Annotated in this window: 23 protein-coding genes; 12 read left to right on the top strand and 11 right to left on the bottom strand. The window is 71.5% G+C overall.

Annotated elements, in window-relative coordinates; translation table 11 throughout:
* Positions 1-162: 162 nt before the first annotated feature.
* The 3 genes from ACFE7F_RS00360 to ACFE7F_RS00350 are packed head-to-tail and all read left to right on the top strand — an operon-like array spanning position 163 to position 3,301.
* Positions 163-861 (top strand): phosphoadenylyl-sulfate reductase, encoded by a 699-nt coding sequence (locus tag ACFE7F_RS00360; RefSeq protein ID WP_375401851.1) that lies wholly within the window; start codon positions 163-165, stop codon positions 859-861.
* Positions 858-1,757, top strand: a complete 900-nt coding sequence (gene cysD / locus ACFE7F_RS00355) for a sulfate adenylyltransferase subunit CysD (protein WP_375401850.1) — start codon at positions 858-860, stop codon at positions 1,755-1,757. The genes ACFE7F_RS00360 and cysD overlap by 4 nt, the downstream gene beginning before the upstream one ends.
* A complete protein-coding gene (locus tag ACFE7F_RS00350) occupies positions 1,757-3,301 on the top strand; it encodes a sulfate adenylyltransferase subunit 1 (protein WP_375401849.1) in 1,545 nt (514 codons plus the stop codon). The genes cysD and ACFE7F_RS00350 overlap by 1 nt, the downstream gene beginning before the upstream one ends.
* A gap of 22 nt (positions 3,302-3,323) precedes the next feature.
* Here the strand turns inward: ACFE7F_RS00350 and ACFE7F_RS00345 are convergent, their stop codons facing one another.
* From ACFE7F_RS00345 to ACFE7F_RS00335, 3 genes are read right to left on the bottom strand one after another with little or no spacing between them, the layout of a single operon-like run.
* A complete protein-coding gene (locus tag ACFE7F_RS00345; protein WP_375401848.1) occupies positions 3,324-3,851 on the bottom strand; it encodes a vitamin K epoxide reductase family protein in 528 nt (175 codons plus the stop codon).
* A 31-nt stretch (positions 3,852-3,882) separates the two neighbouring features.
* Positions 3,883-4,704 (bottom strand): sterol desaturase family protein, encoded by an 822-nt coding sequence (locus ACFE7F_RS00340; protein ID WP_375401847.1) that lies wholly within the window; start codon positions 4,702-4,704, stop codon positions 3,883-3,885.
* Entirely contained in the window at positions 4,701-5,426 is a 726-nt protein-coding gene (locus ACFE7F_RS00335) for an SURF1 family protein (RefSeq protein ID WP_375401846.1), read from the bottom strand. The genes ACFE7F_RS00340 and ACFE7F_RS00335 overlap by 4 nt, the downstream gene beginning before the upstream one ends.
* Positions 5,427-5,503: 77 nt before the next feature.
* On the opposite strand from ACFE7F_RS00335, the gene ACFE7F_RS00330 reads away from it, so the two are divergent.
* The 3 genes from ACFE7F_RS00330 (at position 5,504) to ACFE7F_RS00320 (ending at position 7,944) form a co-directional block, all read left to right on the top strand.
* Positions 5,504-5,743 carry a hypothetical protein gene (locus ACFE7F_RS00330; protein WP_375401845.1) on the top strand — a complete coding sequence of 80 codons (240 nt, stop codon included), beginning with the start codon at positions 5,504-5,506 and terminating at the stop codon, positions 5,741-5,743.
* Positions 5,740-6,759, top strand: a complete 1,020-nt coding sequence (locus ACFE7F_RS00325) for an SDR family NAD(P)-dependent oxidoreductase (protein WP_375401844.1) — start codon at positions 5,740-5,742, stop codon at positions 6,757-6,759. The genes ACFE7F_RS00330 and ACFE7F_RS00325 overlap by 4 nt, the downstream gene beginning before the upstream one ends.
* A gap of 87 nt (positions 6,760-6,846) precedes the next feature.
* Positions 6,847-7,944 carry a hypothetical protein gene (locus ACFE7F_RS00320; RefSeq protein ID WP_375401843.1) on the top strand — a complete coding sequence of 366 codons (1,098 nt, stop codon included), beginning with the start codon at positions 6,847-6,849 and terminating at the stop codon, positions 7,942-7,944.
* Between the two features lie 52 nt (positions 7,945-7,996).
* On the opposite strand, the gene ACFE7F_RS00315 is transcribed toward ACFE7F_RS00320, so the two are convergent.
* The 5 genes from ACFE7F_RS00315 to ACFE7F_RS00295 all read right to left on the bottom strand — a co-directional run bounded on the left by ACFE7F_RS00315 (position 7,997) and on the right by ACFE7F_RS00295 (position 14,244).
* The gene (locus ACFE7F_RS00315; protein ID WP_375401842.1) at positions 7,997-8,881 is read right to left on the bottom strand and encodes an NAD(P)H-hydrate dehydratase; all 885 of its coding nucleotides are present in this window, start codon (positions 8,879-8,881) and stop codon (positions 7,997-7,999) included.
* Complete coding sequence (locus ACFE7F_RS00310; protein WP_375401841.1) at positions 8,878-9,654, bottom strand: histidine phosphatase family protein; 777 nt, start codon at positions 9,652-9,654, stop codon at positions 8,878-8,880. Before ACFE7F_RS00310 ends, ACFE7F_RS00315 begins: the two co-directional genes overlap by 4 nt.
* Before the next feature lie 66 nt (positions 9,655-9,720).
* Positions 9,721-10,533 (bottom strand): cyanophycinase, encoded by an 813-nt coding sequence (locus tag ACFE7F_RS00305; RefSeq protein ID WP_375401840.1) that lies wholly within the window; start codon positions 10,531-10,533, stop codon positions 9,721-9,723.
* On the bottom strand, positions 10,530-13,265 hold the full coding sequence (gene cphA / locus ACFE7F_RS00300; RefSeq protein ID WP_375401839.1) for a cyanophycin synthetase: 2,736 nt from the start codon (positions 13,263-13,265) through the stop codon (positions 10,530-10,532). Before cphA ends, ACFE7F_RS00305 begins: the two co-directional genes overlap by 4 nt.
* A 1-nt stretch (position 13,266) precedes the next feature.
* The gene (locus tag ACFE7F_RS00295) at positions 13,267-14,244 is read right to left on the bottom strand and encodes a methyltransferase (RefSeq protein WP_375401838.1); all 978 of its coding nucleotides are present in this window, start codon (positions 14,242-14,244) and stop codon (positions 13,267-13,269) included.
* Between the two features lie 130 nt (positions 14,245-14,374).
* Between ACFE7F_RS00295 and ACFE7F_RS00290 the strand changes: the two genes are divergently transcribed.
* From ACFE7F_RS00290 to mmsB, 6 genes are all read left to right on the top strand, one after another.
* The gene (locus tag ACFE7F_RS00290) at positions 14,375-15,919 is read left to right on the top strand and encodes a CoA-acylating methylmalonate-semialdehyde dehydrogenase (protein ID WP_375401837.1); all 1,545 of its coding nucleotides are present in this window, start codon (positions 14,375-14,377) and stop codon (positions 15,917-15,919) included.
* Positions 15,919-17,100 carry a polysaccharide deacetylase family protein gene (locus ACFE7F_RS00285; RefSeq protein ID WP_375401836.1) on the top strand — a complete coding sequence of 394 codons (1,182 nt, stop codon included), beginning with the start codon at positions 15,919-15,921 and terminating at the stop codon, positions 17,098-17,100. The genes ACFE7F_RS00290 and ACFE7F_RS00285 overlap by 1 nt, the downstream gene beginning before the upstream one ends.
* Positions 17,097-18,239 (top strand): acyl-CoA dehydrogenase family protein, encoded by a 1,143-nt coding sequence (locus ACFE7F_RS00280; RefSeq protein ID WP_375401835.1) that lies wholly within the window; start codon positions 17,097-17,099, stop codon positions 18,237-18,239. The genes ACFE7F_RS00285 and ACFE7F_RS00280 overlap by 4 nt, the downstream gene beginning before the upstream one ends.
* Before the next feature lie 114 nt (positions 18,240-18,353).
* A complete protein-coding gene (locus ACFE7F_RS00275) occupies positions 18,354-19,397 on the top strand; it encodes an enoyl-CoA hydratase/isomerase family protein (RefSeq protein ID WP_375401834.1) in 1,044 nt (347 codons plus the stop codon).
* 42 nt (positions 19,398-19,439) lie between these two features.
* The gene (locus ACFE7F_RS00270; RefSeq protein WP_375401833.1) at positions 19,440-20,213 is read left to right on the top strand and encodes an enoyl-CoA hydratase; all 774 of its coding nucleotides are present in this window, start codon (positions 19,440-19,442) and stop codon (positions 20,211-20,213) included.
* A 2-nt stretch (positions 20,214-20,215) separates the two neighbouring features.
* Positions 20,216-21,097, top strand: coding sequence for a 3-hydroxyisobutyrate dehydrogenase (mmsB, locus tag ACFE7F_RS00265; protein ID WP_375401832.1), 882 nt, complete (start codon positions 20,216-20,218; stop codon positions 21,095-21,097).
* 67 nt (positions 21,098-21,164) lie between these two features.
* On the opposite strand, the gene ACFE7F_RS00260 is transcribed toward mmsB, so the two are convergent.
* From ACFE7F_RS00260 to ACFE7F_RS00250, 3 genes are all read right to left on the bottom strand, one after another.
* The gene (locus tag ACFE7F_RS00260) at positions 21,165-21,452 is read right to left on the bottom strand and encodes a GIY-YIG nuclease family protein (RefSeq protein ID WP_375401831.1); all 288 of its coding nucleotides are present in this window, start codon (positions 21,450-21,452) and stop codon (positions 21,165-21,167) included.
* Positions 21,453-21,534: 82 nt separating this feature from the next.
* The gene (locus ACFE7F_RS00255) at positions 21,535-22,071 is read right to left on the bottom strand and encodes a histidine phosphatase family protein (RefSeq protein ID WP_375401830.1); all 537 of its coding nucleotides are present in this window, start codon (positions 22,069-22,071) and stop codon (positions 21,535-21,537) included.
* Between the two features lie 14 nt (positions 22,072-22,085).
* Complete coding sequence (locus tag ACFE7F_RS00250; protein ID WP_375401829.1) at positions 22,086-24,791, bottom strand: ATP-dependent DNA helicase; 2,706 nt, start codon at positions 24,789-24,791, stop codon at positions 22,086-22,088.
* Between the last annotated feature and the right edge of the window lie 163 nt (positions 24,792-24,954).

Here is a 24,954-nt window from a genome sequence, read left to right as displayed (position 1 = left end):
CCAGGAAAGTAGGATTTGCCAAACGAGCAAAAGTTGGGGCCGCTTAAGTTTCAGGCGTGGTCCACCCTGCGGCCGGCGTCTTGTGCGTCGCACAAGTCGAGCTTGCCTCCGGCAAAGAACTGGTCGTTTCGGACTCGGCGGGCCGCATGTCACCTGTCCGTCATGGATCGGACCACGACCGAACTGACCGCGTTCCTGCGCGACGCGACGACCAGGGTGCCCGGGCGCTGGGTCTTCACCACGAGCTTCGGGCTGGAGGATCAGGTGGTGACGCATGCGCTCGTTGCGGCCGAACTGCCGGTCGACATCGTCACGCTCGATACCGAGCGGTTGTTTCCCGAAACGCGCGCCTTGTGGGCCGAAACCGAGCGGCGTTACGGCCTGACGGTCGCCGCGTTCGGGCCCGCGCCGCCGCGAAGCGACGCGGATACCCGTCCGGAGGCGATCTATGAAAGCAAGGCCGCGCGGCTCGCCTGCTGCGACCGGCGCAAGGTCGAACCGCTGGGCCGCGCGCTCGCCGGGGCCGCGGGATGGATCGCCGGCCTGCGCGGCGGGCGCGGCGGCACGGCCGCGGTCGATCCGCTGGTGTGGGACGAGGAGCGCGCGCTCTGGAAGGCCGCCCCTCTGGCGCTCTGGTCGCGCGAGGAGGCGGAACGCTACTGCCGCGAGCACGACGTGCCCGTCAGCCCGCTTCATGCCCGTGGCTATCCCTCGATCGGTTGCGAGCCCTGCACGCGCGCGATCCGCCCGGGGGAGGACGAGCGCGCGGGCCGCTGGTGGTGGGAGGACGGCGCGACGCGCGAGTGCGGACTCCACGTCGCCGCCGACGGCCGTCTCGTCCGGGCGGGGGCGGGCCGTTGAGCGCGCGCCACCTGAGCCAGCTCGAGGCCGAGAGCATCTTCATCTTCCGCGAGATCTTCGCGGAGGCGGCCAAGCCCGTGCTGCTATACTCGGTGGGCAAGGACTCCGCCGTCCTGCTGCACCTCGCCCGCAAGGCGTTCGCGCCGGGGAGGCTGCCCTTCCCGTGCCTCCACATCGCGTCGGGCTGGGACTTTCAGGACCTGATCCGGCACCGCGATCTCGAGGCGGCGCGGCTCGACCTGGACCTCATCGTCCATCACGAGGCCGCCGCCGCGGCGCGCGGCATCGACCCGTTCTCCGTCCCCGTCGGCCGCTATGTCGACACGATGCTCACCCAAGGGCTCAAGAACGCGATCGACGCGGGCGGGTGGGATGCGGCCTTCGGCGGCGCTCGGCGCGACGAGGAGAAGGCGCGCGCCAAGGAGCGGATCGTCAGTATCCGCGCGCCCGGCCATGTCTGGGACCCGCGGCGGCAGCGCCCGGAGCTCTGGTCGCTGTTCAACGTCCGCACCCGGCCCGGCGAGACGTTGCGGGTGTTCCCCCTGTCCAACTGGACCGAGGCCGATGTGTGGGCGTATATCGAACGGGAGGCGATCCCGATCGTCCCGCTCTACCTCGCCGCCATGCGTCCCACCGTCGAGCGCGACGGCGCGCTGCTGGTCGTCGATGACGGCCGCATGCCGCTCCGGCCCGGCGAGCGGGTGGTCGATCGCTCGGTACGGTTCCGCACGCTTGGCTGCTATCCGCTGACGGGCGCGGTCGAGAGCGGGGCGGATACGCTGGCCGCCGTGATCGCCGAGACCGACGCCAGCACCGAGTCGGAACGCGCCGGCCGCGCCGTCGACCGCGACCAGCCGGCCAGCATGGAGCGCAAGAAGGCGCAAGGATACTTTTGATGAACCTGGCGCTTGCCGAACGGCCTGTAGCGGCGACCGACGGCTCCATCCTGCGCGTGCTCGCCTGCGGGTCGGTCGACGATGGCAAGTCCACCCTGCTCGGGCGGCTGATGCACGACGCCAAGGGCCTGTATGCCGATCAGGTCGACGCGATCGACGGCGACTATGCGGGGCTGTTCGACGGGCTGGAGGCAGAGCGCGAGCAGGGCATCACGATCGACGTCGCCTACCGTTATTTCGCAACGCCCGCGCGCAAGTTCATCGTCATCGATACGCCCGGCCACGAGCAATATACGCGCAACATGGTCACGGGCGCGTCGAACGCCGACGTCGCGGTGATCCTGGTCGACGCCGCGCGCGGCGTGACGCGGCAGACGCGCCGCCACAGCCGCATCGTGCGCCTGCTCGGCATCCGCCACGTCGTGATCGCGGTCAACAAGATGGACCTGGTCGGTTTCGCGCGCGCGTCGTTCGACGCCATCGCGTCCGATTATGCCGCGCTCGCGCGCCAGCTCGGGCTGGCGCGGTACGACGCGATCCCGCTCGTCGCGCGCGACGGGGACAATGTCGCGGACCGGAGCGCGAGGCTGGGCTGGTACGCCGGGCCCACGCTCCTCGACCTGCTCGAGACGCTGACCGTCGCGCCGCCGGCCGACGAGTTCGCGTTGCCGGTCCAGCTCGTGACCCGCGCCTCGCCGCGCGAACGGCGGCTGGGCGGCACGGTCGCGAGCGGGACGCTGCGCGCGGGCGACGCCGTGCGCATCCTGCCCGCCGACCGCCCCGCGCGCGTGGCCGACCTCGCGACCGCGGACGGCGGCACGGGCCCCGCCGGTTCGGGGGACGCGGTGAGCGTGCGACTAGCCGACGAGGTGGATTGCGCGCGCGGCGACGTGCTGGTCGGCGCGGGATCGTCGGTCATGGGAGCGTCGCGGGTGGCTGCGGACCTGATCTGGCTGGGCGACGATGCGCTCGTCCCCGGCCGCCGCTATCTCGCGAAATTGGGACACCGTACCGTCGGGGCCAGGGTGCTGAGCGTCCGCGACGTGTTCGAGCCGGATACGGGGCTCCACGGCCCGCCCCGGACGATCGGCGCGAACGACGTTGCGACCGTGGCGGTCGGCTTCGACGCGCGCGTGGCCGCGGCGCCGTTCGACCGGGTGCCGGCGCTGGGCGGGTTCATCCTGATCGATCCCACCGACGACGCCACGGTCGCCGCCGGCCTGATCCGGGTGGTCGCGCCCGAAGGCGAGGCCGTGCTGGACGACGCCTACCGCGTCCTCGCCGCGCCCGAGGATCTGCTCCGAACGGCCGACGCGCTGGTCGGCCAGCTACGCTCAGCGGGTCGGACGCCCGTCGTGATCGACCGGGCGCTGCTCGACGAACTCGGCTTGGTGGCGGACGACGCGTCGGCGCTGGCCGCGCTGGCGCGTCTTCTCCGATCGGTCGGGGCCACCCCCGTAATGGCGCTCCCCGACCCGCCCGCCATCGGCGCGGCGTTCGGGGCGGGACAGCGCCTGGCCGGCGAACAGGACTGGGTCATATGATGGCCCGCCAGCTCGGACGCTTCTAGTGGATCGTCGCCCCTTCGCGTCCGCGCAACGCCTTTAGCGCCTCCGGGATCGCCAGCCCGAGCGTCGCGGCCGAGATGGCGGTGGCGACCTGGCACCAGCTGCACAGCGCCTTGTTGTCGCGCCATTCCTGCGCCGTCAGCGCGCCGCACAGCGCCAGGTCGACCGCCGCCTTGCCCGCCGCGACCAGCGGCAGCGCCGGGTTCTCGCGCGCGCGGTCCGCGCCTCCCGCCGCCAGCGCCATTGCGGTCAGGCCGAAATTGACGAGCATCATCGGGCCGTCGGGCTGTTGAAGATTCTGGTAGGCATAGTCGGACGCGTCGACCTTTTCCGCGTCCCAGATTTTGCCGGGCAGGATGTCTGGGAGGTGCTTGATCAACCCGGTCTGGTACGCGCTCACCACCCCCGCGATCACCGTGCCCGCCAGGCTGAGCGCGATGCCCGCGCGGCGGCGGTTCAGGTCGGGGCCGGAACCCTCGCGCAATTGCTGGCTGAGGTCGGAGGGCGACAGGAGTTCGACGTTCATGATCTGGGTTCCTCGCATCGTATCACGCGCCTCAACGCGCCGGGACGACGGACGGCTCCCACGCGTCGCGCTGCCGCACGAAGGGCAGGCGGAGCGATGCGGCGACGCCGGTCCGGTCGCGGTAGGCGGGCACGCCGATCGGCGCCTCGTCATGGGGCACGTCCAGGCGCAAGGTGCCGTGCAGCCGGTCCCACACCGACAGCCCGCTCGACCAGTTCGACCCCGTCAGCTCGGGCCTCGCCATATGGTGGATGCCGTGCATCCGGGGCGTGGTGAGCAACAGGCTCAGCCGCCGATCCCACCGTGCGGGCAGGCGCAGGTTCGAATGGTGGAACAGCACCGCCAGCAGGAACCAGCCGCGCCAAGCCTCCAGCGCGCGCGGGCCCGCGCCCGACACGCTCACCTGGAGCGCGCGAAACGGCGCGGAGACGAGCATGTCGACCGCGTGGAAGCGCAGCGCCGTCAACGCGTCCATGTCGGTATCGAGATGATGGACCAGATGCAGCCGCCACAGCATGGGCACCTCGTGCGTCAGGACGTGCCAGACATAGGTGGTGTAATCCATCAACAGGAACGCGGTCGCGTCGCGGGCGAGCGGCGGCAGCGGGAGCGCCTGCGCGACGCCGATGCGCCGCCGCTCGACCATGCGGGCGAGCGCGCGGGTGGCGGGTCCCTCGACCGCCGCCATCGCCGCGGTGCTCAGCGCGCCGAGGATCAGGTTGACGGGAATGCGCTCGGCCGGGCGCGCCTTCATGCGGCGGAGCGGGCGGCGACGCTCGCCTACCAGGATCACCGTCGCGGCCGCGCCCAGCAAGGCGCCGCCCGCGATCATCGCCGTCCGACCCGCCTTCATCGTCCGCGTCTCCGTCCGTCGCGCGCCAACAGCACGAGCGCCGCCGCAACCAGCGCCGCCAGCGCGAACCAGGTGAGCGCATAGCCGAGGTGATGGTTGCGGAACCGCACCTCGGTCAGCCCGCCGCGAGGCCAAGCATTCGGGTCCGCCCCCGCATCGGCGTCGATGAAATACGGCGCGACCTCGGACAGCCCGCGCGCGCGGGCGATCGCGGGGACATCGCGGGCGTACCAGCGCCCGGCGGCGGGATCGTTCGCGCGCGGCCAACCCGCGTCCGGCTCGCTTCGGCGGAGGAGGCCCGTGACGACGGCCAAATCCGCATCGCGGGCGACTAGCTCGCGCCGGCCGTCGGGCAGGAAGCCGCGGTTGACGAGCACCGTCCAACCCCGATCGGTGACGAGCGGGGTCACGATCCACCAACCCGATCCCAGCACCGTCGCCGCCCGGACGCGCGTCTCGCGGTCGTGACGGAAACGGCCGGTGGTACGCAGGCGGGCATACTCGGCGGACGCGTCGATGCGCGGCCAGGACGCCGGACCGGGGGCGGGGAGGGGTGGGGCGGCGAGCCGCGCCTCCACCCGCGCGATCAGCGCGACCTTCCAGCTCCGCCGCGCAAGCTGCCATCCGCCGAGCGTCAACAGGCCGGCGATCAACAGGAGGCCGACCGCGAACAGCACGGCCCGCGCGGCCCGCGATCGCCCGGTAGCTGTGCCTTTCTCCATAACCCAGGTTCTAGCCGACCGTGCGGGCGGGAACAGCCGCATTCACCCGCCGTTGGTCGGGATAAGGAGTGACACCCATGACCGATGATTCCCGTGACATCCCGACCGAGACCGGCCGGCGCGCTCATGTGATGCGCAACGGCGAGGTGCGGGGCAGCGGCGTCGGTGCCGGCGGCGGCAATCCGGGCGAGGATTACGACAACGACCAGCATGGCGGCGACGGCGGATCGCCGACCGGCGCGACCGCGACCACCAAGGGCACGCCCGCCCAAGGGGCCGGCGACCGCGAGCCCGGCCCTAAGGGCCTCGCCGAATGAGGGCGGCGCGGGCCGCGCTTGCGCCGCTCCTCGCGGTCGCAAGCTTGACCGCCTGCGCGACCGACACGACGCTGCGGCGCGGCGACACCGCGCGGATCGCGGGCCGCACCTATGTGATCACCGGCGCGTCCAGCGGTTTCGGCCGGGGCGCGGCGGTCCGGGCGGGGAGGCTGGGCGCGAACGTCGTACTGGCGGCCAGGCGGACCGAGCTGCTGGAGGAGGTGGCGGGCGAGGTCCGCGCCGCGGGCGGGCGCGCGCTGGTCGTGTCCACCGACGTGTCCGACGCCGCCGCCGTCGAGCGGCTCGCGGAGGCGGCGACGGCGCGCTTCGGGCGGATCGACGTGTGGGTCAACAACGCGGGCGTCGGCGCGGTCGGTCCGTTCGAGCGCATCCCCGTCGCCGACCAGGCGCGGATCATCGATGTGAACCTTAAGGGCGTGGTGTACGGCGCGCACGCCGCGATGCGCCGTTTCGTCGCGCAGGGGCACGGGACGCTCGTCAATGTCGGATCGGTCGAGAGCGTCGTGCCGCTCCCGTATCAGGTGACCTACACCGCCACGAAGTATGGCGTGCTCGGCCTCGCCCGCGCGCTCAACGAGGAGATGCGGCTGAAGGGCCTGGGCAAGCGCATTCGCGTGTCGACCGTCATGCCCTTCGCCGCCGACACGCCGTTCTGGACGCACACGGCCAACTATTCGGGGCGGCGGCCGCAGATGATCCTGCTCGACGCGGCGGACAAGGTGGCCGAGGCGATCGTCTGGGCATCGGTCCACCCGCGCGAGGAGCTGCCCGTCGGCTGGAAGGCGCAAGGGGCCGTGTCGGCGCACAATCTGTTCCCCGACCTGACGGAAAAGATCGCGGCGGACGTCTATCACGACGCCCAGATGCGCGACGCTCCACCTGCAGCGGACACGACCGGCAACCTGTACCGCCCGGTCGAGGCCGGGCGCGGCGTCGACGGCGGCGTCCGCGCGCGGATGAAGGCGGACAAGGAGCGGGAGAAGGGACGGCGCTAGCGGGGCGTATTCGAAGGGAGCTCGCCTTGCTCCCGATCCTCTCGGCGCTTATCCATTCCTTCGGTCTCGATGCCGGAGGGATCACGCATGCGTTTCGCCTTGCCCGTAATGCTCGCGGCGTCCGCCGCTGTCGCCGCCCAGGACGCGCCCGGCTGGACGCCCGTGCCCGGCTCACCCCCGAGTGATCCGGTGTACGTCCGGATAGGTCGGACGCAGACGGTCGCGCAAGTGACGCCGCGCGTATCGCTAGCCTCTCGGGTAGCCGCTCGCGCCTTTCTTCGGGAATTTGTAAAGCGTGGGCTGTGCCCGGCGGGCGCGACCACCAATGCGGACGCCGAAAGCGCGGTCGCGGTCTCGCAGGACGCGGATCGGCGTTGTATCGCCATTGCGACGCCGCTGCCCGGCGGCGGCTCGCGGGTGGTGATCGGCCGAACCGCGGGCCCGGACCGCCTCGAACCCGATTCCCTGGTGCGCGCCGTAGCCGAGCTCGCCTCGCCGACTTTCTCCGTCGCCTCCCCCGTCGCGATTACACCTACCCCTCCCTCTCCGCCGTCGGCTGCCGGCGCCCGCCCGGTCGGAGCGATCCTGCGTGGGTCGAACCGGCTCCAGGGGGTTCAGCTGCAACTGATGTTCACCGTCACGCCGTGGCTGCTTTATGCGAACGGCGTAGCGGCCCCCTGTCCCGATGCGGACCCGGCCGCGCTGCCGCTCGATCCCGCCGCGCTCGATGCCCGGGACGGGTGCGAGGGCGGACGTTGGCGGCGCGGCGCGGCCGGCATCGAGTTCCAGGAGGACGAAGGCGACGACTGGTCGAGCGATCAAGTCTGGGAGCAGCGGTCGCTCGCGCCCGGTACCGCCCTCGACTTCGACGGCTTAGCCAAGGGCGGTTCGGCCAGCTATGCGCCACTCAGCGGCATCGCCGCCTTCACCGAGCTACGCAACGGCCGGCTTCGGCTCGCTCCTGACGGGCGGATCGAGGGAGCGATGGTCACGACAGCAGGCTACAACGCCAAGAGCACCACGAAGACGGGACTGGTCGGCCGCTACCGGGTCGATGGATTTACCATCGAAATCGTCACGTCCGACGGGGCAACGATCCGCCGCCCGTTCGTTTTCAGCGAGCAGGACTCCAAATATCGCGGGGCCTACTTCGCCGACGAGGTATACCTCCAGCCGAAGGCATGACGCGGCGCTTGGCGGGTATCCGCCGTACCTCTCGAACAGCTCGTAGCTACCCTTAGCGCGGGAGCAGACCCGGCAGCTCCGGCAGCAGCTCGTTCGCCAGGAAGCCGACGGGTCCGACCTTGCCCGCCAGGATACGGCCCGCCTCGCCGTGGAGCCATACGCCCCAGCAAGTCGCCTCGAATGCCGGGAGCCCGCGCGCGAGCAGCCCGCCGATTGCGCCCGCGAGGACGTCGCCCGACCCGCCCGTCGCCAGCCCGATACCGCCGCCCGCATACCGGACCAGCCGACCGTCGGGGGCGGCGATCAGCGTGGCGGTGCCCTTGAGCGCCACCGCCGCGCCGAACTTGGCGGCGACGGCCAGCGCGCGGCCTTCCGGGTCGGCCTTGATCGCGGCGGCGTCGCAGTCGCACAGTTCGGCCATCTCGCCGCCATGCGGGGTCAGCACCAGCCGGTCGCGGTAGCCCGCCAGCATATCCGCCAACGCGCCCGACGCGGCGCAGACGGCCGCGTCCAGCACCAGCGACACGCCCTCGCGCGGAGTTGCCGCGACCGCGACTACCAGCCGCCCGGCGGCCGCGCGGTCCATCATGCCCGGGCCGACCACGGCCGCGTCGACATGATCCAGCGCGGCGTGGAGCGGCGAGTCCGGCGCGACCACCGGCTCGCCCGACTCATCCTCCTCCAGCGCGATCACCCCGGCCTCGGGGAACAGCACGCCCAGCATCAGCGCCGCCGACGGCACGGTCGCCAGCAGCGACTTGCCTGCGCCGACGCGGAACGCCGCCTCGGCCGTCAGCCGGAGCGCGCCGGGCACTTGGCGGCACCCCCCGATCGACAGGACGCGTCCCCGGCTGTTCTTATCGGTCTCGCCGCCGTCGTCGTCGGAGGGCAAGGGATTGGCCGAGCGCCAAGCGGCATCGAGCTCCACGACGCTCATGCGGACACCCCCGCCATCCGGTCGGGCGCGTCGGTGACGGCGACGGGGCTCGCCTCGACGGGCGCGCTCTCGTTGTACCGCGCGAGGACCAGTCCGCCGCCCCGGCCGTGCGCCGGGTCGTAGCGATATTCCGTCACCGAGCAGTTGGCCACGTCGCCCGCGCGGTCGATGGCCAGGATCTCCTCCTCGCTCAGCCCTTCGATGACGTAGCGCAGGCACAGCACCACGACCTGATGCGCGACGATCATCACGCGCTGGCCGGGATGATGGAGCGCGACCGTGTCCATCACCGACCGCAGGCGGAAGATAACGTCGCACCAGCTCTCGCCGCCGGGCGGCCGGTGATAGAACTTGCCGAGCAGCCGCCGGAACGCCGCTTGTTCGGGGGCGAGCGCCGTAATGCCCGACCCGGTCAGCCCGTCGAGCACGCCGAACTCCTTTTCGCGCAGCCGCTCGTCGACGCAGATCGGCTCGTCGGCCGGACAGCCACCCGCTTGGCGGAACAGCCGCGCGGTCGCCTGCGCGCGCGCATAGGGCGAGGACAACATCACCTCCGGCCGTGCGTCCGCTTGCGCCTGCGCGAACCAGCGGCCGAGCGCCGCGGCCTGCTCCTCGCCGCGCGAGGATAGCGGCACGTCGACATCGCGTTCGGTCAGATCGATCCGGTGCGCGCCCGCCGCGTCCGCCGCCATGCGGGCGACGTTGCCCGCGCTCTCGCCGTGACGCACGATCCAGAGGACGGACGGCCGGCGTTGCGGAACGGTCTGGGTCAAATGGCGGGTCCTATATCCTCGATCAGCATTCCCCAACGACGGCCGGACGGGCGCGGTTCCGGGGCGTCAGTCCTCGACCGGACGGAGCGGGCGCCGCGTCGCCAGGTCGAATCCGTCGTCCGTGGCGAGGACGTGCAGCCGGACGTCGTGCATCGACAGCGTGCTCTCGGGCCGCGCCTCCGCTATGTTGCAGTGGGTGACGCCCGATCCGTCGACCACCGTCACCGCCCCCGATCCCAGCACGCGAAACATCTCGCCCGTCACCAGGATCGCGGTGTCCTCGTCGACGCCGATGCCCAGCACGCGCGGATTGTGCGCGACCGCGCCGAGCAGCCGGCCGATCCGCCCGCGCTCGGCGAAATGCTGGTCGATGATGATGTGCGGCATCAGCCCCAGCCCCGGTGCCATGTGCAGGTCGCCGAACCGGTGCGAGGTCGATCCCGCCCCGCGCACCAGCATGGTGTCGCTCATCGCCGACGCCCCCGCCGAGGTCCCGGCGATCAGCCCCCCGCGCATATGGACCCGGCGCAGCGCATCCTCGACGGGGGTACCCGCGATCTGGCTTGAGATGCGCAGCTGGTCGCCGCCGGTGAAGAAGATGCCCGCCGCATCCTCGAACAGCCCGTCCATGCTCCCGTCCAGCGTGTCGCCGCGCTCGTGGACATACAGCTCGACCAGATCGGTCACGCCCAGATCGGCGAAGGCGGCTTCGTAGGCGTCGAAATAACCCTCGGGGGCGCGGCTGGCGACGGTGGCGAGGACGAGCTTGCGACCGCGCACCCGGTCGGCGATCGCGCGCAGGATCACGCGGTCGCCCGTCTTGTCCTCGCGCCCGCCGATGATGAGGAGGGGGCCGGGTTCGGTCCCGGGTTCGGTCATGCGGCCTCCACGAACTGGTGGGCGGCCGGGACGTACGAGACGACCTGGTTCCAGATCCGCTCCACCTCGCTCGGCATGATGACGATCAGGTCGCCGGGCCGCGCGGCCTCCAGGCAGACCTGCGTCGCGACCTCCTCGCTCGGCAGCCGGTGGAGTAGACGGGGGTTCTTGCCCGTGCTCAGCGCGCCTTCGGTCATCAGCGCGTTGATCGATCCGGCGGGGCGGCCGCGACCGTCGGGGGCCTCGCGGAATATCACCTCGTCGAAGATGCCCGCCGCCAGCTCGCCCATGCGGAGCAGGTCCTCGTCGCGCCGGTCGCCGGGGATGGAGACGACGCCGTACACGCGCCCGCGTCCGGTGCGCATCGTGTCGATGAGCCGGCCGAGCGCGGTGATCGCCGCCGCGTTGTGCGCGTAGTCGACGATCACACGGACGCCATGCGGGGCCTCGTGGATGTTGAGGCGACCCGGGCTGTCCTCGAACGAGGAGGTGAACTGTCCCAACGCGCGGCGGACCACCGCGATGTCGATCCCGTGCGCGGTCGTCATGGCGGCCGCGGCGAGCGCGTTGGCGATGTTGAACTCGGCCGATCCGCCGAGCGTCGCGGGGATGTCGGCGGCGTCCATCAGCGGCTCGCGCCGCGCTCCCCGCCACAACGCGATCGTCCCGCCGAGCGGTCCCGGCTCGCGCACCACGGCCAGCCCGCCCTCGTCGATGTGCGCGCGCAGGAAGGGCGGCATGTCGTCCCCGCCCGATACCGAGAACCAGACGGTCTTTCCGCCCGCCCGCCGCGCCATGCGCACGGTGATCGGATCGTCGGCGTTGAGAACGCAGTGGCCCCGGCGGGCCACGGCGCGGGCGACGACCGACTTGACGCGCGCCAGCTCCTCGATCGTGTCGATGCCCCCGATCCCCAGATGATCGGCCGTGACGTTCAGCACCGCGCCCACGTCGCACCGGTCGAACCCGAGCCCTTCGCGCAGGATGCCGCCGCGCGCGGTCTCCAGCACGACGGCGTCGACCGTCGGATTGCGGAGCAGCATCCGCGCGCTCTTCGGGCCGCTGGCGTCGGCCGCCTGAAGCAGTCGGCCCTCGACATAGACGCCCGAGGTAGTGGTCATGCCGACCCGCAGCCCCGCCTCGCACAGGATGCGCGCGACCATCCGCGTGGTGGTCGACTTGCCGTTGGTGCCGGTGATCGCGAAGACGGGCACGCGGCTCGCCCGCCCGCGCGGGAACAGCATGTCGATCACCGGCCGGGCGACGTCGCGGGGCGTTCCATCCGACGGCTGGAGGTGCATGCGCAGGCCCGGCGCGGCGTTGACCTCGACGATGCCGCCGCCCGTCTCGCGCAGTGGCCTCGCGATGTCGGGCGACAGCAGGTCGATGCCCGCCACGTCCAGCCCGATCACGGCCGCCGCCTGCTCGGCGATCGCGGCGTTCTCCAGGTGTATCTCGTCGGTGCGGTCGATCGCGGTGCCGCCGCTCGATAGGTTGGCGGTGCTGCGTAAGGCAACCTCCTCGCCCGGCGCGGGTACGCTCGCGAACGTGCGCCCGTCCTTTTCCAGCAGCGTCCGCATCGCGGCGTCGGGAAGGATGCGCGTCAGCACCTGCGCATGGCCGCGCCCGCGCCTGGGATCGCGGTTCAGGACGGCGATCAGCTCGGCGATCGTGCTCGCGCCGTCGCCGATCACCCGCGCGGGAACGCGCTCGGCGCAGGCGACCATCCGGCCGCCGACGACCAGCACGCGGTGGTCCCGGCCGGGCAGCTGGCGCTCGACGATCACCGCGCGGTTGGCGCCCCGGCTGTGCGATTGCGCCAGCGCGAACGCGGCGCGCGCGCCCTCCTGCGTCGTGATGTCGGTGGTGACGCCGCGCCCGTGATTGCCGTCCAGCGGCTTCATGACCACCGGACCACGCAGCCGTCGCGCCTCCAGCACCGCCTGGTCAGGGCTGCGCGCCACCCCGCCGCGCGGCACGGGCAGCCCGGCGGCACCCAGCAGCGCCTTGGCCGCGTTCTTGTCGCCAGCCAGCTCCGCGCCGATTAGCGAGGTCGCGCCCGTGACGCTCGCGCGGATGCGGCGTTGGCGGCTGCCCGTGCCGAACTGGACCAGGCTTTGCGCGTTCAGCCGGACCGCCGGGATGCCGCGCCGCCGCGCCGCATCGACCAAACCTTGCGTCGTCGGGCCCAGCCGCGCCGCCGCGACCGGGACGGCGAGCGCCGCCATGATCGCGGAGACGCTCCCCGGCTCGTCCAGCTCGGGTTGGCGGAGCGAAGCCCAATTCCCGATGCGCGCCAGCTCGGGCGGGAGCAGGCTCGCGACCAGCCGGATCGCATGCGCGCCCGCCATCAGCCCGACATGCTCGTCGCGGTAGCGGAACAGGACATCGTACACCCCCGGCCGGTCCTTCACCCCGCGCGTCTTGCCGCGCGTGACGGGGTGCCCGGCCATCCCCTGCAGCTCCAGCGCGACATGCTCGATCACATGGCCGAGCCAGGTGCCGTCCCGCAGCCGCCGCACGAACCCGCCCGGCTCGCCATAGCTGCAGCCGTGGTCCTCTAGTCCGGGCAGGAGCGCGAGCAGCCGGTCGGCGAAGCCCGGCAACCGGTCGCTCGGCCACTCCTCCAGCGCACCCAGATCGATCTGGATGCGGATCATGGGGCGAAGGCCGTACAGATGCGGGCCGCGATAGACGGCGCGCTCGACCACGCGGAGCGGGCGGGAGGTCACATCAGGCGGTCCGCACGACCAGCAGCGCCGTCGCCGCGATCCGGTCGACCCGGTCGTAGGCGGGCGTTGCCAGCTCCTCGCCGAAGATGTCCGGGTCGAGCTCGCGGTAGCCCCAGGCGAAGCGCGCGGTGTCCAGCCGCGCATGCAGCTCGCGGAGCAGCGGATCCTCGCCGTCCACGATCGACACGCCCGTATGCAGCACCAGCCGCCCGCCCGGCGCCAGCAGCTCGACCCCCGCCAGCACCCAGTCGAGCGCGAACCCCGCGCCGAATAGCGCGCCGCCGTCGCGGTACAGCCGCCCGCCCTCGTCGATCATGAAGGGCGGGTGCGTGACGACGAGATCGAACGGGCCGGTCAGTTCGGCCGGGCTGCAGGCCTCCACCGTCTCGAACTCCACGCCCGCAAACTCGGCGTTGATCCCCGCCAGCCGCAACGCCGCCGGGTTGGTGTCCGCCAGCGTCAGCCGCGCGCCCGACGGTGCGGCGCGCGCGGCGGTGATCCCGCCCACCCCCGCGCCCGCACCGTAATCCAGGATGCGCGCGCCCGGCGGGGGCCTGCCCATTTCGGCGACGATCAGCTCGGCGAAGCGGTAGCTGTCGGGCCCCAGGAACACCGCGTCGCGCGCGTTCGCCGGATAGGCGGAATGGAGAAATAGCGTGTCCCGGACGGCCGACACGCGCACCGTCGCCTGGAACAGCCCGTCCGCCGCCGGTTCCACCGCCCCCGCCGCGATCAGCAGCCCGAACGGTTCGGCCCCGACCGTGTCCGGCGCGAAAGGCAGGCTCCACCCCAGCGCATCCCGCAGGCCCTGCGCCCGTCGCCCGTCGGCCCGCGCGAGGACGCGCGCATGGCTGGCCGGGGTCGTGGTGACGAACCGGTAGCCCCTCATCCCCAAATGACGAAGCAGCGCAAGCAACGCGCCCCGGCGCTCGTCCCCCCGATCGGTTCGGGTCGGCCGCTCCGCCACGTCGTCGATCATCGTCCCCGTCGCCTTGGTATGGGTGAACGCGCTAAACCGCCCGGGTCGGGCCGTGTTCCACCAAGCGCGGGCGCTTGCCCCGACCCTCGCCCGGAGGTTAGGGACGGGCACAAGTCTCGAGAGGACCGGCATGCGCATCATCGATCATTTCGTTGCCGGGGGCGGGCTCGCCCCGGCTACGCGGCCGGACGTCGGAAGATGGGGCGACGTGTTCGACCCCAACCTGGGCGAGGTGCAGGCGCGCGTGCCCTTGGGCGACGCGGCCGTGCTCGAGGCGGCGGTGCAGGCCGCGCTGGGGGCGCAACCCGCCTGGGCCGCGACCAACCCGCAGCGCCGGGCGCGCGTCATGTTCCGCTTCAAGGAACTGGTCGAGCAGAACATCGACGCGCTCGCGCACATGCTCTCGGTCGAGCACGGCAAGGTGCTGGCGGACAGCAAGGGCGACATCCAGCGCGGGCTGGAGGTGATCGAGTTCGCCTGCGGCATCCCGCACCTGCTGAAGGGCGAGTACACCCAAGGCGCGGGTCCCGGCATCGACGTCTGTTCGATGCGCACCCCGCTCGGGATCGGGGCGGGGATCACGCCGTTCAACTTTCCCGCCATGATCCCGATGTGGATGTTCGGGGTCGCGATCGCTTGCGGCAACGCGTTCATCCTGAAGCCGTCCGAACGCGACCCGAGCGTCCCCGTCCGCCTGGCCGAGTTGATGCTGGAAGCAGGCGCGCCCGAGGGCATCCTTCAGGTCGTGCACGGCGATAAGGAGATGGTCGACGCGATCCTCGACCATCCCGCCATCAAGGCGGTGAGCTTCGTGGGCAGCTCCGACATCGCGCACTACGTGTACCGGCGCGGCGTCGAGGCGGGCAAGCGCGTCCAGGCGATGGGCGGGGCCAAGAACCACGGCATCGTCATGCCCGACGCGGATCTCGACCAGGTGGTCGCCGACCTGGCGGGCGCGGCGTTCGGGTCGGCGGGCGAGCGCTGCATGGCGCTCCCCGTGGTGGTCCCGGTCGGCGACAAGACCGCCGACGCGCTCCGGAGCAAGCTGATCCCCGCGATCGCGGCGCTCCGGGTCGGCGTCTCCACCGACACCGGCGCGCATTACGGCCCCGTGGTCAACGCGGCTCACAAGCAGCGCGTCGAGAACTGGATCCGGACCGGCGTCGACGAGGGTGCCGAGCTGGTCGTCGACGGCCGCGGGTTCACGCTCCAGGGTCACGAGAAGGGGTTCTTCATCGGCCCGACCCTGTTCGACCGCGTCACCCCCGACATGAGCGCGTACAAGGAGGAGATCTTCGGCCCCGTCCTCCAGATCGTCCGCGCGCCCGACTTCGAGACGGCGGTACGACTTCCGTCGCAGCACCAGTACGGCAACGGGGTCGCCATTTTCACCCGCAACGGCCACGCCGCGCGCGAGTTCGCCGCGCGTGTCGAAGTGGGCATGGTCGGCATCAACGTGCCGATCCCGGTGCCCGTCGCGTATCACAGCTTCGGCGGCTGGAAGCGGTCGGGCTTCGGCGACCACAATCAGCACGGGATGGAAGGCGTCCGGTTCTGGACCCGCGTCAAAACGGTGACCCAGCGCTGGCCCGACGGCCCCTCGCCCGAACGCGGCGCGGAGGACGGGGCCGCCGCCCGCGTGCAGGACGCGTTCGTCATCCCCACGATGGGGTGATGATGGCCCGGTGCGTCCTCGCCCTGCTGACGCTGCTGCTCGTCCCGGTCCCGGCGGGCGCGCAGAAGCGGATCGCCCTGACCTTCGACGACGTCCCCCGCGCGCCGGGCGCGTTCCTGACGCCCGACGAGCGGACGCGGCGGCTGATCGCCGCGCTCGGGCGTGCGCGGGTGCGGCAAGCCGCATTCTTCGTGAACCCCGGCGCGGTGGCGGACCGCACCGGCGGCGAGCAGCGGATCGGGGACTACGTGAAAGCGGGGCACGTGCTGGCGAACCACTCTTGGAGCCATCCGCACCTGAACGCCTCATCCGCCGCCGACTACCTCGCCGACATCGACCGCGCGGAGAGCTGGCTGAAGGGCCGCGAGGGATACCGGCCCTGGTTCCGCTACCCGTTCCTCGACGAGGGCGGCCCCGACAAGCCCAAACGCGATGCGGTCCGCGCCGGCCTGGCGGTGCGGGCCTTGCGCAACGGCTACGTCACCGTCGACGCGTCCGACTGGAACATGGAGCAGCTCGCGGTCGAAGCACGCGCGGCGGGCAAGCGGATCGACACCGCCGCGCTACGCGACCTGTATATCGAAAGCCACCTGGAGGCGGCCGAGTTCTATGACGGCCTGGCCCGCCGCACGCTTGGCCGTTCGCCCGCGCATGTGATGCTGCTCCACGAAACCGATATAGCGGCGCTGTTCGTCGGCGATCTCGTCGAGGCGCTCCGCCGCGCGGGGTGGGAGGTCGTGAGCGCCGACGAGGCGTTCGCCGATCCGATCGCGACGGCGCGGCCGGATGTCCCCTCCGCGCAAGGCACCCTGACCGAGGCGCTCGCCTGGGAGAAGGGGCTGCCCGCGCCGCGCTGGTACGCCCGTAACGATACGCGGCTCGCAAATCGCCTGTTCGCCGAGCGCGTGCTGCATGAAACGCCTTCGGTGGCGGAAAAGCCCACCCCAGTGCTATGGAGCACCCCCATGACGCGATCCGCCACGCTCCTTCTCCTTCTTGCGCCCGTCCTGCTCCTCGCGGCATGCGGCGGCGGATCGCAGGGGGCGAACACCGCCGCCGACGAGACCAGCGCCGCGCCCGTCGTGCAGCAGGGCGTGCCCGAGAACCTGACCGACGATCCGCGCAACGAGGCAATCCCGCTCGACGCGCCGCCGACCTCAACCCGACCGAAGGCTCAATGACCCAGTTCGATCTGACCCCCGACCAGCGCGAGATCCAGGAGCTGGCCGCGCGCTTCACCGCCGACCGCATCACGCCCAACGCCGCCGAGTGGGATGAGCACCACATCTTCCCCCGCGACGTGATCAAGGAAGCGGCCGACCTGGGCTTCGCCGCGATCTACGTGTCCGAAGAAGGCGGCGGCATCGCGCTCGGCCGGTTGGAGGCGGCGCTGATCATGGAGGCGATGGCCTATGGCTGCCCGTCGACCAGCGCTTTCATCTCCATCCACAACATGGCGTCGTGGATGATCGACCGGTTCGGGTCGCAGACGGTCAAGGAAAAGTACCTGCCGAGCCTCGTCACGATGGACCGGCTGGCGAGCTACTGCCTGACCGAGCCGGGCTCGGGCTCCGACGCGTCGGCGCTCAAGACCCGCGCGGTCAAGGACGGCTCCGACTATCTCGTCACCGGCTCCAAGCAGTTCATCTCGGGCGGTGGCGAGAACGAGGTCTACGTCACCATGGTCCGTACCGGGGAGGACGGCCCCAAGGGCATATCCGCGCTGGTGATCGAGAAGGACATGCCCGGCGTCTCGTTCGGCGCGCCCGAGCGTAAGCTGGGCTGGCACTCGCAACCCACCGCGACGGTCAGCTTCGACGGCGTCCGCGTTCCGGGCGAGAACCTCGTCGGCGGGGAGGGCGAGGGGTTCCGCATCGCGATGATGGGGCTGGACGGCGGCCGCCTCAACATCGGCGCCTGCTCGCTCGGCGGCGCGCAGCGCTGCCTCGACGAGTCGATCCGCTACACCAAGGAGCGCCAGCAATTTGGGCGCCCGATCGCCGATTTCCAGAATACCCAGTTCACGCTGGCCGACATGGCGACCGACCTGGAGGCGGCGCGCGCGCTCCTCTACATCGCCGCCGCCAAGGTGACCGCGAACGCCCCCGACAAGACCAAGTTCGCCGCCATGGCCAAGCGGCTCGCGACCGACAACGGCTCGGCCATCGTCGACCGCGCGCTCCAGTTGCACGGCGGCTACGGCTATCTCCAGGATTACCCGATCGAACGCTTTTGGCGCGACCTGCGCGTCCACTCGATCCTGGAAGGCACCAATCAGGTCATGCGCATGATCGTCGGCCGCGAGCTGACCCGGCAGTGACCCGCGCGAAGCGCAACCGGCTTTCTTCTCTTCGCGCCTTTGCGCCTTCGCGTGAACCCGCTTCTTTTCACGCGAAGGCGCAAAGGCGCGAAGACGGATGGGTGGGGCTTGAGAATGACCGATGACCTGACTGTTTTAGTTGAGGGGCCTATCGGCCGTATCCGACTGAATCGGCCCAAGGCGCTTCACGCGCTCACCCATCCCATGTGCGACGGCGTGATCGAAGCGCTCGAGCGGTGGCGTACCGATCCCACCGTGGAAGCCGTCATCATCGACCATGCCGAAGGACGCGGCTTCTGCGCGGGCGGGGACATCCGCATGCTCGCCGGAAGCGGCGCGGGGGACGGCGTCGCCGCGCGCGCCTTCTTCCACGCCGAATACCGCATGAACCACCGGCTGTTCACCTACCCCAAGCCGCTCGTCGCCTTCATGGACGGCGTTACGATGGGCGGCGGCGTCGGGCTTGCGCTCCCGTGCCGCTACCGCGTCGTCACCGAAAACACGAAATTCGCCATGCCGGAAACCGGGATCGGCCTGTTCCCCGATGTCGGCGCGGGCTGGTACCTGTCGCGGCTTCCCGGCCGGATGGGCCGGTACCTCGCGCTCACCGGCGACCGCCTCGACGGGGCAGAGTGCCTGGCGCTCGGTTTCGCCACCCACTATGTCGATGCCGACACGCTGGACGAAGCCAAGCGCCGCGTCGCCGGGACGCCCCAGGCGATCGCGGCGGTGCTGGACGAACTCGCCGCACCCGCCCTGGACGCAGCCATCGTCGCGCGTACGGAAGCGATCGATCGGCTGTTCGCCTCCGACGAGCTGGAGGAGGTGTTCGCCGCGCTCGAGGCCGACGACAGCGAATGGGCCGCCCAGCAACTCGCGATCCTCCGCACCAAGTCGCCCCAGACGATGAAAGTGTCGCTCAAGCTCCTCCTCGACGGCGCGGCCATGCCGACCTTCGAGGACGAGATGCGCCAGGAATATGCGGTCGGCAGCCGCGTGGTCCAACGTCACGACTTCATCGAGGGCGTCCGCGCGGTGATCGTCGACAAGGACAACGCCCCCCGCTGGGACCCCGCCACGCCCGAAGGCGTCACCGGTCACCTCATCGACCAGATCTTCGCGCCGCTGGACGAGGCGGACGCTTGGACGCCCCACTAAACGTCACCCCGGAACAAGTCCGGGGTGACGAAGGAGATTTGCATGACCTACGAAACCATCCTCGTCGAACAACGCGGCCCCGTGACGCTCGTCACGCTCAACCGCCCCCAGGCGCTCAACGCGCTCAACAGCCAGGTGCTGGTCGACCTGCTCGCCGCCTTCGCCGCCTACGATGCCGACCCCACCCAGGGCTGCGCCGTCCTGACCGGCTCCGATCGCGCTTTCGCGGCGGGCGCCGACATCAAGGAAATGCAGGCGCAAGGCTTCGCCGCTATGTACGCGGCCGACTTCTTCGCCGGCTGGGAACGCTTTACCGCCACCCGCAAGCCGATCATCGCCGCCGTCGCCGGCTTCGCGCTCGGTGGCGGGTGCGAACTCGCCATGATGTGCGACTTCATCCTCGCCGCCGACACCGCCAAGTTCGGCCAGCCCGAGATCAAGCTCGCCGTCTCGCCCGGCATGGGCGGCTCGCAGCGCCTCACCCACGCGGTCGGCAAGGCCAAGGCGATGGAGATGTGCCTGACCGGCCGCATGATGGACGCCGTCGAGGCCGAGCGCGCGGGCCTCGTCAGCCGCGTGATCCCCGCCGCCGACCTGGTCGAGGAGGCGGTGAAGGTCGCTACCACCATCGCCGGCATGGCCCCGCTTGCGGTGCTCGCGAACAAGGAGATGGTCGACGCCGCCTTCGAGACGACCCTCCACCAAGGCGTCCGCTTCGAACGCCGTCTGTTCCACGGCCTGTTCGGGACCGACGACCAGACCGAAGGCATGGCCGCCTTCGTCGAGAAGCGGCCGGGCGAGTGGACGGGGAAGTAGGCATGGCACGCGTCGCGTTCATCGGGCTGGGCAACATGGGCGGCGGCATGGCCGCGAACCTGGCCAAGGCGGGCCACGACGTCCGCGCGTTCGATCTGTCTCCCGACGCGCTCGCCCGGGCCAAGGAGGCCGGGTGTCTCCCCGCCGAGAGCGCGGCGGCGGCGGTCGACCGCGCGGAGGCGGTGGTGACGATGCTCCCAGCCGGGAGCCACGTGGAGGCGGTATACGCCGACCTGGTCGGCCGCGTGACCGCGACCGCGATCCTGATCGACTGTTCCACCATCGACGTCGCCATCGCCAAGCGCGTCGCCGAAGCCGCGCGCGCGAAGGGCTTGGCGGCGGTCGACGCTCCCGTATCGGGCGGCATCGCGGCGGCGAACGCGGGCACGCTCACCTTCATGGTCGGCGGCCAGGGCGACGCGTTCGCGCGCGCCGAGCCGTTCCTGTCCGACATGGGCAAGGCCGTGATCCACGCCGGCGCGAGCGGCGCGGGGCAGGCCGCCAAGATCTGCAACAACATGCTGCTGGGCGCACAAATGGTCGCGACCTGCGAGGCGTTCCTGCTCGCGCAGAAGCTCGGCCTCGACCCGCAACGCTTCTACGACATCGCCAGCGTGTCGTCGGGCCAGAGCTGGTCGATGACCAGCTACTGCCCGGTCCCCGGCGTCGGCCCCGAAACCCCCGCCGACCGCGACTACCAGGGCGGCTTCGCGGCCGCGCTGATGCTGAAAGACCTGCGGCTGGCGATGGAGGCGGCGCAAGGCGCGGACGCGACCGTGCCGATGGGCGCGAAAGCGGCCGAACTGTACGAAGCCTACGCGGCCCAAGGGCAGGGCGGCACCGACTTCTCCGGCATCATCCGCATGCTGGGACGGACTGGCTGACCCCCCCCCTTCCGTCATCCCCGCGAAAGCGGGGACCCATCTCCTGTTGGTCGAACCGGACCAGTCCTCAACGATTGATATCGAACCACAGATCGCGCCAGTCCGGGTTCTCCTGCTCGATCAGCGTCACCTTCCAGGCCCGCCGCCACTTCTTGATCGCCTTCTCCCGCGCGATCGCACCGACGATCGTGTCATGCGGCTCCGCATAGACGAGAATGTCGATGCCGTACTTGCGGCAAAAGGCGCTGCCTGTACCCTCGCGATGCTGCCAAGTACGCTGCGCGATGTCGCGCGTGACGCCGGTATAGATCGCGCCGTTCTTGCGGTTGGCGAGTAGGTAGACCCAGGCCGTCACGAGCAGTCCCTCGGAGCTCGGCCGGAGATGGGTCCCCGCTTTCGCGGGGATGACGTAAAAGATGATTCAGTTCGCATCGCGGTCAATCCTCATCCGGCCCCAGCGTCGGATCCAAATCCCGCGGTCGCACGAACCGTACCAGCTCCCCCCCGCCCGCGCGGACGTCTGCCCAATCCTCTACCGCGAACAGCATCTCCGCCACGCTTGCGGTGGGGTACTTCTCCTCCACCGCACCCCGCGAACCCCCACCGGCCGGCACGAGCATCAGCACCAGATCCTCCAGCCCCGGATTATGCCCAACCAGCAGCGCACGGCTCGCCGCGGTAGGAAGTCCGTGCACCACCTCCAGCAACGTCGCCGCGCTGGCGAGGTAGATGCGCCGGTCCTCCACCGCGTCCGGCAACCGGCCGTACCCGCTCGAAAACCCGTCCAGCGTCTCGCCCACCCGCACCGCCGGACTGGCGACGAGGTGGTCGAACGCCATCGCCTCCCCGCGCAAATGCCGCCCCATCGACGCCGCCGCGCGCCGCCCCTTGGCGTTCAACGGCCGGTCGAAATCGCGCTGCACCGCGTCGTCCCAGCTCGACTTGGCGTGGCGGAGCAGGGTGAGCGTCTTCATGGGCGCGGGGACCTTCAGGCGGGTAGGACCGCCCCTTGCCCGATCGCGCCCCCAAGCGAAAGCCGCGACCGGACCCGCTCCACCGCCTCGTCCAGCGTCACCCGCGCGACCTCGACGCCCGGCGGGAACGCACCCAGCAGCCGCGACGGCATCGCCGCCGACAGCAGCACGAACGCCCCCCGGTCGTCCGCCCGCCGGATCAGCCGCCCGAACGCCTGCGCCAGCCGCGCCCGCACGATCCGGTCGTCATAGGCCGACCCGTCGCCGGCGAGCTTCCTCGCCGCATGGAGTACCGTCGGCTTGGGCCACGGCACCCCCTCCATCACCACCAGCCTGAGTGAATGCCCCGGCACGTCCACCCCGTCCCGCAGCGCATCGGTGCCGAGCAGCGACGAATGCGGGTCGTCGCGGAAAATGTCGACCAGCGTCCCCGTATCGATCGGATCGACGTGCTGCGCATGCAGCGGCAACCCCTCGCGCGCCAGCCGGTCGGCGATCCGCCCGTGCACCGCGCGCAGCCGCCGGATCGCGGTGAACAGCCCCAATGTCCCCCCCTCCGCCGCCACGATCAGCCGCGCATAGGCGTTGGCCAGCCCCGGCAGATCGCCCCGCTTCACGTCCGTCACGATCAGCACCTGCGCGTGCGCCGGATAGTCGAACGGGCTCGCCGCCTCGAACCGCATCGCCGCGCGGCCCAGATGCGGCGCGCCCACCCGCGCCTCCGCCGTCGCCCAGTCACCCCCGCCCGTCAGCGTCGCCGAGGTCACGAGCACCCCGTGCGCGGGCTTCAGCACCACCTCCGCGAAGGGCCTGGTCGGGTCGAGCCAATGCCGGTGCAGCCCCACATCGAACTCGCGCCCCTCCGACCGGTCGACGCTCAGCCAGTCGACGAAGTCCGGGTCCGCCGGTCCGCCCACCCGCGCCAGCAGCGCCAGCCACGCCGCCACCGTCTCCGCGCGCCAGCCGATCGACGAGATCGCGCCCTCCACCCTGGCGCGCGCCGCGGCGTCCATCCAGTCGGGCGCCTCCGCCAGCACCGCCTGCAACCGCTGGCCCAGCGTCACCAGCGGCCTGAGCAGCGCGTCGAGCGCATGCGCCGCCGGCCCCGCCGCCTCCAGCAGCGCCGCCGACGGCTCGGCCAGCTCGGTCTCCAGCCCATACCCCGCATCGTCGCCACCCTCCGCCCGCGCGAAGGCCAGCCCCCGCACGGCCGCGAGCAGAGTCTCGATCGCCCCGAACGGCTGCTCCTCGCCGAGCCGCCCGAGCCAGCCGTCGGACGCCAGCGCGCCGGCCGCGGTTACCGCATCGGCGATCGCGCGCCCGCCCGCCTCGTCATAGCTCGCCACGTCCGACAGCCGCGCCGCCAGCCCGCGCCTGCGCCCGCGCCCGCCCGCCTCCGGTCCGACGATCCACCGCCGGAGCTCGATCGTTTCCCCGCCCGTCAGCGCCGCCGCGAACATCGCATCGGCCGCGTCGTGCAGATGATGCCCCTCGTCGAAGACATAGCGCGTCGGCCGTGTCGTCGTCTCGCGCCCTCGCGCCGCGTTGACCATCACCAGCGCATGGTTGGCGATGACGATGTCCGCTTCCGCCGACGCTCGCGCCGCGCGCTCGATAAAGCATTTCCGGTAATGCGGGCACCCCGCATAGACGCACTCGCCCCGCCGGTCGGTCAGCGCCGTCGGCCCGTTGCGCCGGAACAGCGTCGGCAGCCAGCCCGGCAGGTCGCCCCCCACCATGTCGCCGTCCGCCGAATAGGCCGCCCAGCGCGCCACGAGCTGCGCCAGCACCGCCGCCCGCCCCGCGAACCCGCCCTGGAGCGCATCCTCCAGATTGAGCAGGCACAGATAGTTCTCCCGACCTTTCCGCGTCACCACCTTCGCCCGCCGCTCGGCCGCGTCGGGGAACAGCCGCGCGGTCTCGGCGGCCAGCTGGCGCTGCAACGCCTTGGTGAAGGTCGACACCCACACCGCCCCGCCCGCGCGTTCCGCCCATAACGAGGCGGGCGCGAGATAGCCCAGCGTCTTGCCGATCCCCGTCCCTGCCTCGGCGAGCACCAGATTGGGCGCGTCCCGCATCGCCCGCGGCGCGAAGGCCTGGGTGACGGCGGCGGCATAGGCGCGCTGCCCCGCACGGCTTTCCGCCCCCACGCCGGTCAACGCCGCCAGCCGAGCCTCCGCATCGCCCGGATCGAGCTGGATCGTGCGCGGCGCCGGCCGAGGCGCGGTCTCCTCCCATTCCGGCAGCTTGGCGAACAGCCACCGCTCTTGTCCCGACGGCCGGGGCACGTGATGCGCCATGAGCGGCCCCCACGGCCAGCGCAGCCGGAACAGCGACTGCGCCGCGCTCCAGGCCCCCTCGCGCTCGGGCCACTCCCCCGCTGGCACGGCGAGCAACCGCTCCGCCGCCGCGAGCAGGAATTGAGCGGTCGCCCCGTCATCGGCCGGCACCGCCATGCCGATCGCGCGCGCGAGTCCGCCAGGCGTCGGCACCGCGAAGCGCGCCGGCCGCATGAAGGCGAACAGTTCGAGCAGATCGAGCCCCGACAGCTCGGCATACCCCAACCGCTGCCCCGTCAGCGCGGCGTTCAGCACGATCACCGGCGTCTCGGCGGCCACCCGGATGGCCTCCCCGCGAGAGACCTCCCGCGTCTGTCCGTTCCGGGCGATCCAGATCCCGGCATGACTGGCGTGAAGTGCGGGATGGGGCAGGGGTGGCATGGCGGGGATATTGTGGGAGGAGGGGAACGAAATGGCAACGGGGGAACCCCCCCCCCCTTACTTGACTAGCCGACTCCCAGACCTGCTCGGGCGTCGACCAACTAAGCTCACCAGCCGCAACAATATAGGAGGCGGGATCATCGTCGTTATGAGGGGGGATCGG

The organism is uncultured Sphingomonas sp. (assembly GCF_964235535.1).
In the GTDB taxonomy this organism is placed as follows: Bacteria; Pseudomonadota; Alphaproteobacteria; order Sphingomonadales; family Sphingomonadaceae; genus Sphingomonas.
The sequence above is the reverse complement of the archived record's forward strand: the minus strand, read 5'-3'. Positions and strand labels throughout refer to the sequence as shown.

Coding starts and splice junctions, on each gene's coding strand:
- ACFE7F_RS00360 (WP_375401851.1), top strand. CDS start 163: ATGGATCGGACCACGACCGAACTGACCGCGTTCCTGCGCGACGCGACG.
- ACFE7F_RS00350 (WP_375401849.1), top strand. CDS start 1,757: ATGAACCTGGCGCTTGCCGAACGGCCTGTAGCGGCGACCGACGGCTCC.
- ACFE7F_RS00345 (WP_375401848.1), bottom strand. CDS start 3,851: ATGAACGTCGAACTCCTGTCGCCCTCCGACCTCAGCCAGCAATTGCGC.
- ACFE7F_RS00340 (WP_375401847.1), bottom strand. CDS start 4,704: ATGAAGGCGGGTCGGACGGCGATGATCGCGGGCGGCGCCTTGCTGGGC.
- ACFE7F_RS00335 (WP_375401846.1), bottom strand. CDS start 5,426: ATGGAGAAAGGCACAGCTACCGGGCGATCGCGGGCCGCGCGGGCCGTG.
- ACFE7F_RS00330 (WP_375401845.1), top strand. CDS start 5,504: ATGACCGATGATTCCCGTGACATCCCGACCGAGACCGGCCGGCGCGCT.
- ACFE7F_RS00325 (WP_375401844.1), top strand. CDS start 5,740: ATGAGGGCGGCGCGGGCCGCGCTTGCGCCGCTCCTCGCGGTCGCAAGC.
- ACFE7F_RS00320 (WP_375401843.1), top strand. CDS start 6,847: ATGCGTTTCGCCTTGCCCGTAATGCTCGCGGCGTCCGCCGCTGTCGCC.
- ACFE7F_RS00315 (WP_375401842.1), bottom strand. CDS start 8,881: ATGAGCGTCGTGGAGCTCGATGCCGCTTGGCGCTCGGCCAATCCCTTG.
- ACFE7F_RS00305 (WP_375401840.1), bottom strand. CDS start 10,533: ATGACCGAACCCGGGACCGAACCCGGCCCCCTCCTCATCATCGGCGGG.
- ACFE7F_RS00295 (WP_375401838.1), bottom strand. CDS start 14,244: ATGATCGACGACGTGGCGGAGCGGCCGACCCGAACCGATCGGGGGGAC.
- ACFE7F_RS00290 (WP_375401837.1), top strand. CDS start 14,375: ATGCGCATCATCGATCATTTCGTTGCCGGGGGCGGGCTCGCCCCGGCT.
- ACFE7F_RS00285 (WP_375401836.1), top strand. CDS start 15,919: ATGATGGCCCGGTGCGTCCTCGCCCTGCTGACGCTGCTGCTCGTCCCG.
- ACFE7F_RS00280 (WP_375401835.1), top strand. CDS start 17,097: ATGACCCAGTTCGATCTGACCCCCGACCAGCGCGAGATCCAGGAGCTG.
- ACFE7F_RS00275 (WP_375401834.1), top strand. CDS start 18,354: ATGACCGATGACCTGACTGTTTTAGTTGAGGGGCCTATCGGCCGTATC.
- ACFE7F_RS00270 (WP_375401833.1), top strand. CDS start 19,440: ATGACCTACGAAACCATCCTCGTCGAACAACGCGGCCCCGTGACGCTC.
- mmsB (WP_375401832.1), top strand. CDS start 20,216: ATGGCACGCGTCGCGTTCATCGGGCTGGGCAACATGGGCGGCGGCATG.
- ACFE7F_RS00255 (WP_375401830.1), bottom strand. CDS start 22,071: ATGAAGACGCTCACCCTGCTCCGCCACGCCAAGTCGAGCTGGGACGAC.
- ACFE7F_RS00250 (WP_375401829.1), bottom strand. CDS start 24,791: ATGCCACCCCTGCCCCATCCCGCACTTCACGCCAGTCATGCCGGGATC.